This is a genomic window from Flavobacterium zepuense (assembly GCF_007097145.1).
Lineage (GTDB): Bacteria > Bacteroidota > Bacteroidia > Flavobacteriales > Flavobacteriaceae > Flavobacterium > Flavobacterium zepuense.
This window is the reverse complement of sequence record NZ_VJVZ01000001.1, coordinates 488,686-501,009: the sequence shown is the minus strand read 5'-3', so window position 1 is coordinate 501,009 and position 12,324 is coordinate 488,686. Positions and strand designations below refer to the sequence as shown.

Below are 12,324 nucleotides of genomic sequence, written 5' to 3'. Positions count from 1 at the left end.
TAGTAAGCCCGGTACTTTTATAAGTAAAAGGCTAAGGGCAAATATACCAAAATAGCTTAAATAATTTATACATTTTATAACATGTGTGCAAGGCGCTTTTAATGATATTTGTACGTTGTATACTGTATTGTATATTAACGATTTGCGAAGCATTTTGATGATTTGATAATTATGATATATGTATTTTTAATCGTATAACATTTTGATTAATTATTGCAATCATAATTTTATTGTATATTTTTTGTAAAATTATCAGCGCAATCGATTTAAGTTATTATATTTGTAATGCTTTTAAGCAACAAACTTTTTAAAAGAAACCAGTCGTATCAAATAAATTATGGCAACATCTGCAAAATCCCGCAGGACGGGAATGTACGAAAACGTAAAGAACCAGTTTGAAAAGGCCGCTGAGGTTATGGGACTTGACGAAAGCGTAAAGAAAATCTTATCTATAACAAACAACGAAATAGTAGTTCACTTCCCTGTAAAAATGGATAGTGGCGAGGTACAGGTATTTACAGGCTACCGCGTGCAGCATAACAATGCACTGGGCCCGTACAAAGGCGGACTGCGCTACCACGAAACGGTAGATCTTGATGCTGCAAGGGCACTTGCTACCTGGATGACCTGGAAAACATCTTTAGCCGGGCTTCCTTACGGAGGTGGTAAAGGTGGTATACAGCTTGACCCTAAAAAATACTCTCAGGGCGAACTTGAAAGGATTACACGCCGATTTACATTTGCACTTGGCGATAACATAGGCCCGGAGCATGATATACCAGCTCCCGATGTTAATACCAATGCCCAAATGATGGCCTGGATTGCCGACACGTACATGAGTACAAAATCGCCGGCAGAGCGCTCTAAAAACCAACATGTTGTTACCGGTAAGCCGGTAGGTAGCGGCGGATTAGAAGGCCGCGACAGGGCTACGGGTTTTGGTGTTGTTGTAACGCTTGAGGCTTGGGCTAAACATAAAGGCACAACACTTGAAGGTAAAAGATATATTGTACAGGGTTTTGGTAACGTAGGTTACTGGAGCGCACACTTTATGAACAAAAACGGTGCTATACTTGTTGGAGTTCAGGATGCTACAGGTACTATTTATAATCCGGATGGTATGGATCCTGAGGATTTGCTTAAGTACCAAACCGAAAATGCTACCATTCATGGGTATACCGACCATGATTTTGATGGAGCGAAATTCTTTGCTATCGATTGTGATATCATAATCCCGGCTGCACTTGGTAACCAGATTACAGAGGATAATGCTAATGATATTAAAGCTGTTGTTGTTGCCGAAGGCGCTAACGGCCCTACTGATACAGAAGGCGAAGCTATTTTGCTTGCCAATGGTGTAGAAATTATTCCTGATATTTTATGTAACTCAGGCGGTGTGATTGGTAGCTACTATGAGTGGCTTCAAAACCGTAATGGTGAAATTTGGTATATGGATGATGTTATAGGCAAACTAAGAAAAAAGCTTGAAGAGGCTTTTGGAAAAGTACTTGCAGCATCTGACGAGTATAAAACAGACTGGAGGACTGCTGCTTATATTGTAGCCCTTACCAGGATAGAAATGGCTTACAAACAAAGGGGTATATTTCCTTAATATTTGGAAATATCTTTATTTATATACAAAAGGCACCGTTATGGTGCCTTTTTTGTTTAAAGTACTTAGCGACTGAGAAACTAAGTGACTTAGTTTCTCAGAAATTTTCTTAACTTGGTAATCTCCTAAATACCTGCATTATGAAAAGCTCCCTAATTATTGCTTACTTAATTGTCACTGGTTTTTGTAATGCCCAACAGGTGCCGCAATTTTTACAGGCCGCTGTTAATGAAAGCAGGATAGATGAGGGCATTTTAAAACCAATGTTTAGTCCGCAATTGTCGTTTTATTCTAAAAACTACACACGGGTTTTTGGCAGGTTTAACTATACTTTTGATGCGCAAACGTCCGGACAGCGCAATGTGTATGTGTCGTCTGATAATAAATTATACTTTGGCAATATTAATTTTATTACAGAAATGCCAATCGCGGGACAACTTAGCACTTACAATTTTAATGATGCCGACCTTATTACTGCTGTGCTATCAACCATTTCGGGCGATGACCTGTATAAAGGCTTAAAGTTTAAGCTGTATAGCAAAAAGTAGTTTTACTTTATTACTGTATATAATATCAAAAAAAAACCGCGTGAAAGTTAAACTTCCACGCGGCATTGCATATAATCGAACAAGTAAATTAACCTCCCATGTATTCGCCTTCGCCGCCATCCTGGCCGCGTTGCTGTTGTTCTTTTTGCCTGTCGCTCTTGTTCATATTAAACCTGTAAGTAAACGATAAGGTTACCTGCCTAACCCTCCATTGCATCTCGCTGTAAGAGCTTACCTGGTTAGGAATATAAGTTTCAACCCTCATTTTCCTTGAGTTAAATATATCCTGAACGTTAAGTGCTACAGTGGCTTTATCTTTAAGTAAGTCTTTACTTAAGGCGGTATTTAAGCCAAACTGCCCACGGCGCCTGCCCTGTGCATTGTTTTGAGGGCCTTCATAGTTTCCGTTTAACTGCCAGTCTATTTTATATGGCAGGGTAATTTTAGAGTTTACACGTGCCGTCCAGCTATAAGCGGTGTTGTTAAAATCCTGGAAATCATTAACCGTTGCACCGGTATCATCAACATAGCTAAATGTGTAATCACCTTTAGTTTCGTTGCGGTAAAAGTTAAAGTTATTGTTTATCCTCCACCATTTAAACGGATTGTAGTTTACGTTAAACTCAAAGCCAAAACGGTATTCTTTAGCAAGGTTAATAGGTGTTGTTAGGGTAATAGGCACACCGTTAGATGTTTGTCCTGATTGCTGCCTTACAAACTGGAATGTATCATCGGTAATGTTCATATAGGCCGATGTGTTTAGCGTTACTTTGCTCCATTTTTTAAGGTAGCCAAGATCTATAGCGTGGGTTTTAGACGGGTTGATGTCCGGGTTACCCCTAAAGATGTTGATGTTACTTGAAAGGCCTGAGAACGGATTTAAGAACCTGCCACGCGGACGGTTAATGCGCCTGCTGTAGCTTAAACTAATATTGCTGCTTTGCGAAAATTCGTAGCTAAACACACCGCTTGGGAAAAAGTTATTATATCTTTTTTTATTGTAATCTCCGGTGGTAAGCAGGTTAACATCTATATTAGAGTCTTCCCAGCGTAAGCCCATAAAATAGGAGAACTTACCTACTTTAGATCCATACTGTGCATAAAGCGCATTTACTTTTTCCTTGTATTGAAGGTAGTTTGTATAATTAGGATTGTTTACATAAGCACCATCGGTAAGGGTTTCTGCACGGGCATCGGTTTCCAGTTCAGAGAAACTACCGCGATAACCGGCCTCAAAACGGCTTTTTTCGCCAATCGGCAAAACATAATCGGCTTGTATAAGTCCGCGTGTTTCGTCCTGGTCGTTAAAAGTCCGCTCATACGTATTATTAGAGGTATCGGCAGTATTTAAGATCTGGTCGCTGATGTATGCATCTTCATCATCAATATTTTTAGACACCGATGCATCTAATTTAAGTTCGTGCCCTTTATCATTAAACTTTTTAGTAAAGCTTGTAGAGTAGTTTACATTACTCTCTTTACTATCTTCATCGTTAAACCTAAAACGCGTGTTTAAAAAGTTATAACCGGCATCATAGTTATCATAATAGGTTTTAGCAGGATTGCTGCCTGTATTGCGCCTAAAGTTAACCGAGTTAGTCCATGTAAACGTTTTGCTTAAAAACCATTCAAGGCCAAAACTGGCGTTAAAACCTTTACGAAGCCTGTCGTTAGTACGGCGTTCATTTGTAAAGCTTGTGGTTTCGTTAGTATCCTGGTCTAAATACTCGCTATTTGTAAACGAGTTGCCCGGATTGTTACGGTAGTTATACCCCAGGTTGCTAAAAATATTAAAATTTTCGCTCCTGTAATTAAGGTTAGTGCTAAGCCCGTGGTTTTCCGGGTCACCGGTATTTGCAATAACCGACCCGTTAAAACCATTGGCCTTACCTTTTTTAAGGATGATATTTACTATACCACCACCACCTTCGGCATCATATCGGGCAGATGGGTTTGTGATAACCTCAACCTTATCAACAGAATCTGCCGGTAGCAAACGAAGCACCTCTGCAACATTACTACCCGCAAGGTTAGATGGGCGGCCATCTATAAGTATAGTAACGCTCTGGTTACCCCTTAAGGCCACATTACCCTCGGCATCAACCGATAGTGACGGTACATTATCAAGCACATCGCTCACGGTGCCACCCCTCACCATCATATCGTTGCCAACGGTATATACACGTTTATCAAGTTTAATTTCAACGGTGCTGCGCTCGGCTGTTATCTCAACGGCATCAAGAACGGTGGCGTCGGGCGCCATAGCCGTTGTGCCTAAATTAGTATCGCCTGTAATTTGCTTTGCAGAAATAGCGGTAGATTTAAACGATATAAAATCGAATTTTATATTATAAGTGCCGGGAGCTACCTGTAGGTTATACGATCCGTCAGCCCCGGTAAGGCCTCCTGTAACAGTTGTGTTGTCTAATCGTTGTATAGTAACCGTTGCAAATTCTAACGGCTGTTTGCTTTCCTGCTCTATAAGTTTACCGGTAACCTTAACTGCGTTTGCCGGTGCAGGTGGGTTTTGGGCAAAGGCCGTAAAAGCCACAAGTAAAAATGTGAATAAGATGGTTTTTTGGAAATTTTTCATCAAATAAGTATATAGTAAGTTCTTGTAAGTTCACGGTTAGACGCAATAAATGCACCATGGTTTAATGGGTAATTCTTAAAGATATGTTAAAATTTTTATAGGATTTTTTTTATCTTTTCTGCCGGGCGGGCAATAACGGCTTTATTCCCGTTAACAACAATAGGGCGTTCTATTAGCGTAGGGTGCAATAACATAGCGTCAATTATCTCGCTGTCAGATAATTGTTTGCCTTTGTAATCTTTAATCCAGATGGATTCTTTTTGGCGAACCAGCTCAATCGGAGTAATGTTGAGTTTGGCAATCAGGGCAGTCAGTTCTTTTTTAGTAAGGGGTTCGTTAAGGTACTTAACCGTGGTAAAAAGTTTGCCTTCTAATTCAAGCAATTGCAGGCCCTCGCGCGATTTACTGCAGCGTGGGTTATGGTATATGGTAATCATTAAATTCTTTTTGCAAAGTTCGCCATAATAATTGGAAATTTGGACTAAATTAGTACTATCAAATAGTAAAAATTAAGCTGTACACACATGTTTATACTCCAGGTTTTTAAGCCACAAAACAAGTTTTGGAAATACTTAGTTGGTTCTCTTATCATTTTCATCATTTCATCGTTAGGACAGTTGCCATTTGGGATTGCTGTTGCAATAAAAGTGCTTTCTTCTGGCGGAACCATGCCTACAACCGAGGCGGAAATGTTAAGGGTACTCGACCTTAATCTCGGATTCTTTTTGTTGTTACTTTCGTTTGTGGCAGCATTTTTTGGGATATGGCTTGTAGTAAAAAGCATGCACCATCAAACATTAAAAGAGATAATAACCTCGCGCCCTAAGGTCGACTGGAAACGGTTTTTCTTTGCGTTTATCATTTGGGGATTATTCTCTGTCGCTACCACTTTAATAGCCTATTTTGCCGAACCGGAAAACTATATTGTGCAATTTAACCTGCCCAAATTTTTAATATTGTGCCTTATTGCCATACCGTTAATACCGGTACAAACCACTGTTGAAGAGCTCGTATTCAGGGGTTATCTTATGCAGGGTTTTGGATTGCTTGCAAAGAACAGGTGGTTCCCGCTGGTGTTAACTTCTCTTATTTTTGGAGGGCTGCATTTAATGAACCCTGAAGTTGATAAAATGGGTTACATAATATCGCTATATTATATTGGTACCGGCCTGCTTTTAGGTGTCATGACACTTATGGATGAGGGTACCGAACTGAGCATGGGCTTTCATGCCGCCAATAACCTTGTAGGGGCGCTGCTTGTAACCGCCGACTGGACGGTGCTGCAAACCCCTTCGGTTTTAAAAGACATGTCGGAGCCTTCTGCCGGATTAGATATGATACTCCCTATTCTTATTATTTACCCTGTCCTGCTGTTTATTATGGCTAAAAAATATAAATGGACCAACTGGAAAGAAAAGTTAACAGGAGCTGTTGTTCCTCCAAAAGAAGAGACTACAATTGATTACATAAGCAATGAGTAATACCGTTACCCCTGATTTTGTTCATCCTAAATTCAAGATGAACGGTTTTCATTTTACTGCCGATGACCTTGGCCGTGTGGCATATAGTTTTATAAAAGAAGGGTCAGGGTATGAAAAATCCATCGGCGATTTTATACTCGACTGGTTTGATACCAAAGATTTTATCGAAATGCGCACATCGGGCACAACAGGCACGCCAAAAATTATTAGGGTATCTAAACAGGCAATGGTGTATAGCGCCCTTGCTACCGGCGATTTTTTTGAGGTGCACGAGGGTACTAAAGCATTGCATTGCCTGCCTACGCAGTTTGTAGCTGGTAAAATGATGCTGGTACGTGCTCTTATATTGGGTTGGGATTTAGACTTGGCCGAACCGTCGTCTAACCCATTGGAGCGTAATGATAACCTCTACGATTTTTGCGCGATGGTGCCGCTACAGGCACAGCATTCGCTGGATAAACTCAATAATATAAAGAAGATAATTTTAGGCGGGGCAAAGGTAAACAGTGCGCTTTCGGCAGCATTGCAGGGCTTGCAGACCGATGTGTACGAAACTTATGGCATGACCGAAACGATTACCCATATTGCTGCTAAAAAAATAGGGGAGGAAGCTTTTACCGTGCTGCCCAACGTGGCAATTAGCACTGATGACAGACATTGCCTTATTATAAATAACCTTACAAATGAACCCGTTGTTACTAACGATGTGGTTGAAATTATAGATGAAACCCATTTTATATGGCTGGGCCGCTATGACAATGTGATAAACAGCGGTGGCGTTAAATTATTCCCGGAACAGATAGAGGAGAAACTGTCCCACAACATTAAGCAACGCTTTTTTGTGGCGGGTGTAACCGATGCTACCTTGGGCGATAAGCTGGTTCTGGTTATTGAGGGCAAGCCGTTCACTTTAGATGAAGCAGTTTATGCCGCCTTAAGCAAATTTGAAAAACCCAAAGCCGTTTTATTTACCGATGCATTTTTAGAAACCGGGTCGGGTAAGGTGCAACGTGCTGCGATATTGAAGAGCTTTAGTTTGTAGCTTTCAGTCTCAGTCGCAGTCACAGTTTTCAGTGATTGTAATTGCGAACGCAGCGCAGCGGAGTACGGCAATCTCACACCCAATTTGGCCATTTTCAGAGCTATGTTTAATGCCGCTTACAAATTCTCCACCTTTACGTAAAATTTATTGGTGGCGACTTTAACATCGTCCAAACTCTTTATTGTTGCTTTATCCTTTTGCCATTTATTAGTGGCTTTAACGTGTATAGGTTTTCCGTTAATGGTTATCTCTACAGGCATTTCAAAATTAGGTTCATCAGTTTGAAAACGGTATGAAAGGTTTTTGCCATCTAACTTTAATTGCAGCACCGGTATTGTGGTGTGGCGCAGGTACTGGTTAAAAATAGGGGTAAGTTCCATACTTGTTTGCTTGTTGAAAAAAGCAACAACCGTCTCAGTATCTATAACCTGTTTTTTATAGGCGTTAGAGTAATCCAGTATCAATTTCCACCATTTAGCATCATCATTAACTATGTGGCGCAGCGTGTTTAGCATAAGCGCACCTTTGTAATACATATCGCCGCTGCCTTCTTTATTCACGCCAAAAATACCTATTACAGGTTTGCGGTTCTCTACATTATTGCTTTGGCCGTTAATGTATTGCATGGCTTTGTCGTAGCCAAAGCGGCACTCTACATACACCGTTTCGCTGTAGGTAGTAAAGCCCTCGTGAATCCACATATCGGCAATGTCTTTACTGGTAATGCTGTTGCCAAACCACTCATGGCCGCTTTCGTGCACTATAATGTAATCAAATTCCTGGCCTATGCCTGTTCCGGTCATGTCCATCCCTAAATAGCCTTTACGGTACTTATTGCCATACGCTACAGCGCTTTGGTGTTCCATACCCAGGTAAGATGTTTCTACGAGTTTGTAGCCGTCTTCATAAAAAGGATATTTGCCGAATTTACTCTCAAAACATTCCAGCATGGGTTTTACTTCGGCGAATTGCCTAAGGGCTTTCTTTTCATTGTAAGTCAGCACATAATAATCAAGGTCGAGGCCGTTGGATGTGTCATGAATGTGAGCGTAATCGGCAATGTTAAGAGTAATATCGTAATTATTAATAGGGTTTTTAACTTCCCAGTCCCAGCGGGTATAACCATTTTTAAGGTCTTCGTTGCCAATGAAACGCCCGTTACTAACATTCATCAGCCCATTAGGCACGGCAACTTTGATGGATGCCCCGTGATCGGGTTCATCGGTCTGGTGGTCTTTAACAGGAAACCACAGGCTCGCCCCCGTACCCTGAACCGCAACTCCCACCCAGGGTTTGCCGTTGCCGTCTTTCGCAAAGGTAAAACCGCCATCCCAAGGGGCATTTTTAGCTACTTTAGGATTACCCGAATAGTAAAACCGTATCTTTTCTTCGCTGCCTTTTGATATTGCTTTAGGGAAGGTTATAAATACTGCATCGTTATCGCGCTTGTAGGCCAGTTTGGTTTTGTTGTACACAATACTGTCTACCTTCATGTTATCAAAAAGATCTACCTGAATTTTGCTAACATCGCTTACCGCTTTAAACGTAATGTCGTTGTAGCCAAATATGTAACGTTTATCAGGGTCTACCGTAATATTAAGGTCGTAGCGCTGCACATCATAATTGGTACGCTCCGGCCTCAGGCCACCCTGCAGGCTGTCGCGGCGTGTAAACTTTTGTGCCGAAGCAGCAAGGCTAAAAAGCATCAGTCCAAAAAGTAAGGTCTTTTTCATAACGGGGAGGGTTTGCAGTATTGGTAGCGAAATGTAAGAAATTGTTACCTTATAACGAAATATATTATAATCGTGTTGCCGTGATGATAACAAATTCCCGTTCTATTTGCTCGCCGCTGTTGCTTGTTACAAATTCGGTATCTAAAATGGTATTGGTTATGGTAAACCCGGCAGAGCTAAGCAAGTTGCCTACAGTCTCTGCATCATATAGTGTGAACCCAAATTTAGCAAACGGAATATGCTGCATGGTAATTTTGGGAATAAAAGCAATGGCAATGCAGCCACCGGGTTGCAACACCCTTGCAATCTCGTTGGCGTACTCCTGTGGTTGCTGCCAAAAGTAAATGGTATTGGCTGTAAAGATCTTGTTGAATTGCCTGTCGCCGAAGGGAATACTGTTGCCGTCAGTCAGTAGAAAGCTAACGTTAGCTAAACCCGCATTAAGCTTTAGGGCTTCGGCGATCATGGTAGGGGAGATGTCTATACCCAAATATTTAGCACCCTCGGCTATAGCCGGAACAGTTTTGAGGTGACCGGCATTGCCGGGGCCAATTTCTAAAATGCTGTCGGTTGTGTTGAGTTTAAGGCTCGCTATGGTTTTATTTATGATGTTGGCGTTGGTAGCCGTCATCATTTCGGCAACTTTAAGTCCGACTTCGCCGTCAGGGCAGCGGAGCTGGGCAGCAAGTTGTTGCAGTTGGGTTTCGGTTAGTTTCATGGTTTTAAGTACTGCCTAAAAATACAAAAAGTACCGAAGCTGTGCCTCAATACTTTTCATTATTCTCTCACATCGGTACCTCCGACATTTAACTTTATAAACTTTCAACTTTGAACAGTTAAACCTGAATAACACCTAAATTAAATTTTTTCTCAATAGGAGCGTGGTTGGCCGCCTCAATACCAATAGATATCCATTTACGGGTATCCAGCGGGTCGATAACGCCATCTGTCCAAATGCGGGAGGCCGCGTAATACGGCGACACCTGCGCATCGTATTTAGCCTTGATTTTGTCAAACATTTCAGCCTCTTTCTCGGGCGTAATTTCTTCGCCACGGGCTTTAAGCGATGAAGCTTCAATCTGCATTAATACTTTTGCTGCCTGCGTGCCACCCATTACAGCAAGCTCGGCACTTGGCCAGGCTGCAATAAGGCGCGGATCATAAGCTTTGCCGCACATGGCATAATTACCTGCACCATAGGAGTTGCCAATTACAATGGTAAATTTAGGCACAACCGAATTACTTACTGCATTTACCATTTTGGCGCCATCTTTTATAATACCGCCGTGTTCTGACTTAGAGCCTACCATAAAACCGGTAACGTCCTGCAGGAATACAAGCGGAATTTTCTTTTGGTTGCAGTTGGCAATAAAACGGGTAGCCTTATCGGCACTGTCAGAATATATTACGCCGCCAAACTGCATTTCGCCTTTTTTAGATTTTACCACCTTGCGCTGGTTGGCTACAATGCCCACAGCCCAACCGTCTATACGGGCATAGCCGGTAATAATGGTTTGGCCGTAGCCTGCCTTATACTCCTCAAAATCAGAATTATCAACCAGGCGCTTTACAATTTCCATCATATCGTACTGCTCGTTGCGCAGCTTAGGCAAAATGCCGTAAATATCTTCCTGTGGCAGGGCGGGTTTTTCTGCTTTAATGCGATTATAGCCGGCCTTATCATAATCGCCAATTTTGCTTACTATATTTTTAATCCGGTCTAAAGCATCTTTATCATCTTTGGCCTTATAATCGGTTACGCCCGATATTTCGCAGTGTGTGGTAGCGCCGCCAAGGGTTTCGTTATCAATATTTTCGCCAATTGCAGCTTTAACAAGGTAACTGCCTGCCAAGAAAATACTGCCTGTTTTGTCTACGATCAGGGCTTCATCGCTCATAATAGGCAGGTAAGCACCACCGGCAACACAGCTGCCCATAACGGCGGCTATCTGGGTAATACCCATGCTGCTCATAATGGCGTTGTTGCGAAAAATGCGCCCAAAATGCTCCTTATCAGGAAAAATTTCATCCTGCATGGGCAGGTACACCCCGGCACTGTCTACCAGATAAATGATAGGCAGGCGGTTTTCCATGGCAATTTCCTGAGCGCGCAGGTTTTTCTTACCGGTAATAGGAAACCACGCCCCGGCTTTAACCGTAGCATCATTAGCTACTACAATACACTGCTTACCTTTTACATAGCCTATCTTTACCACTACGCCACCACTGGGGCAGCCGCCGTGTTCGGCATACATGCCATCGCCTGCAAAGGCAGCAATTTCAATGCTTTTTGCACCGGTATCAAGCAGGTAATCTATACGTTCGCGGGCAGTCATTTTACCTTCGCCGTGCAGTTTTTCTATGCGCTTTTCGCCGCCGCCCAGTTTAACTTTATTAAATCGTTGTTTAAGGTCGGATAACAAAAGCTTATTATGGTCTTCGTTTTTATTGAAGTTTAAGTCCATTATTTTGTATATGTTTAAATAATTGTAAATTTGGCTCTGCTAAAATACGAAAACGATTGTAATTATAACATTTTTTTAAAATACCCTTAATTTTAAGGAACTTCGATTTCTGTCTATTAATAACTTGAAGTTTATAATTACTTAATGATTTCTTAACATTGCAAACTTACATTTGCGGCATCAAATTAAACGTAAATGTCTATAAACAGCATCTTTCAGTTTCTTGTACCAAAAGATAAGAAATTCTTCCCTTTATTCGAGCAGGCAACCATAAATCTTGTATTACTTGCCGAAACTTTACACGAAGCAGTAAATGCCCCTAAAGCCGAGAGGGAGCCGTATTACAGGAAAATTGAAGAGTTAGAAGCTATAATAGAGGAGATTGCACATACTACAAACCTGGAGTTGAGCAGGAACTTTATTACCCCGTTTGACCGTGAAGATATACACGCACTAATATCTGCGATAGATAACGTGGCCGATTACCTTTATGGCGCAGCCAACCGTATGAGGCTGTACCAGGTAGAGAAGATTACAAAATCTATCAGGAAGATGACCGAGATCACTTTAGAAAGCTGCCAGTTGATAAACGTAGCTGTAGGAGATCTTAAAGATATGAAAAACCTTAAAGGCATTGCCGATGCGTGTGTAAGGATACACAAACTTGAAAATAAATCAGATAACGTTTTTGATAAGGCCGTTGCCGATATCTTTGAAAACGAAACTGATGCAAAAAATATAATCAAATACAAAGAAGTATTATCTGCGCTGGAATCGGCTTCAGATAAATGTAAGGGTGTTGCGAATGTGTTAGAGTCTATCGTAGTAAAACATTCATAAACAAACTTCT

Annotated in this window: 10 protein-coding genes; 5 read left to right on the top strand and 5 right to left on the bottom strand. The window is 41.4% G+C overall.

What is annotated here, in order from left to right; genetic code table 11:
- Window positions 1-337 precede the first annotated feature (337 nt).
- Complete coding sequence (locus FMM05_RS02165; RefSeq protein ID WP_143371695.1) at window positions 338-1,612, top strand: Glu/Leu/Phe/Val family dehydrogenase; 1,275 nt, start codon at window positions 338-340, stop codon at window positions 1,610-1,612.
- A 140-nt stretch (window positions 1,613-1,752) separates the two neighbouring features.
- Window positions 1,753-2,160 (top strand): hypothetical protein, encoded by a 408-nt coding sequence (locus tag FMM05_RS02160; protein ID WP_143371694.1) that lies wholly within the window; start codon window positions 1,753-1,755, stop codon window positions 2,158-2,160.
- Window positions 2,161-2,248: 88 nt separating this feature from the next.
- Here the strand turns inward: FMM05_RS02160 and FMM05_RS02155 are convergent, their stop codons facing one another.
- Window positions 2,249-4,753 carry a TonB-dependent receptor domain-containing protein gene (locus FMM05_RS02155; protein ID WP_143371693.1) on the bottom strand — a complete coding sequence of 835 codons (2,505 nt, stop codon included), beginning with the start codon at window positions 4,751-4,753 and terminating at the stop codon, window positions 2,249-2,251.
- Window positions 4,754-4,848: 95 nt separating this feature from the next.
- The gene (arsC, locus tag FMM05_RS02150; RefSeq protein WP_143371692.1) at window positions 4,849-5,190 is read right to left on the bottom strand and encodes an arsenate reductase (glutaredoxin); all 342 of its coding nucleotides are present in this window, start codon (window positions 5,188-5,190) and stop codon (window positions 4,849-4,851) included.
- A gap of 87 nt (window positions 5,191-5,277) precedes the next feature.
- Here arsC and FMM05_RS02145 point away from each other — a divergent pair, with 87 nt between their 5' ends.
- Complete coding sequence (locus FMM05_RS02145; RefSeq protein WP_143371691.1) at window positions 5,278-6,234, top strand: CPBP family intramembrane glutamic endopeptidase; 957 nt, start codon at window positions 5,278-5,280, stop codon at window positions 6,232-6,234.
- Entirely contained in the window at window positions 6,227-7,276 is a 1,050-nt protein-coding gene (locus tag FMM05_RS02140; RefSeq protein ID WP_143371690.1) for an AMP-binding protein, read from the top strand. The genes FMM05_RS02145 and FMM05_RS02140 overlap by 8 nt, the downstream gene beginning before the upstream one ends.
- Before the next feature lie 116 nt (window positions 7,277-7,392).
- Here the strand turns inward: FMM05_RS02140 and FMM05_RS02135 are convergent, their stop codons facing one another.
- The 3 genes from FMM05_RS02135 to FMM05_RS02125 all read right to left on the bottom strand — a co-directional run bounded on the left by FMM05_RS02135 (window position 7,393) and on the right by FMM05_RS02125 (window position 11,474).
- Window positions 7,393-9,009, bottom strand: a complete 1,617-nt coding sequence (locus tag FMM05_RS02135) for a M1 family metallopeptidase (RefSeq protein WP_143371689.1) — start codon at window positions 9,007-9,009, stop codon at window positions 7,393-7,395.
- A 64-nt stretch (window positions 9,010-9,073) separates the two neighbouring features.
- Window positions 9,074-9,727, bottom strand: a complete 654-nt coding sequence (locus FMM05_RS02130) for a class I SAM-dependent methyltransferase (protein WP_143371688.1) — start codon at window positions 9,725-9,727, stop codon at window positions 9,074-9,076.
- 118 nt (window positions 9,728-9,845) lie between these two features.
- The gene (locus FMM05_RS02125; protein ID WP_143371687.1) at window positions 9,846-11,474 is read right to left on the bottom strand and encodes an acyl-CoA carboxylase subunit beta; all 1,629 of its coding nucleotides are present in this window, start codon (window positions 11,472-11,474) and stop codon (window positions 9,846-9,848) included.
- Window positions 11,475-11,669: 195 nt separating this feature from the next.
- Here FMM05_RS02125 and FMM05_RS02120 point away from each other — a divergent pair, with 195 nt between their 5' ends.
- Window positions 11,670-12,314, top strand: a complete 645-nt coding sequence (locus tag FMM05_RS02120) for a DUF47 domain-containing protein (protein WP_143371686.1) — start codon at window positions 11,670-11,672, stop codon at window positions 12,312-12,314.
- Window positions 12,315-12,324 lie beyond the last annotated feature (10 nt).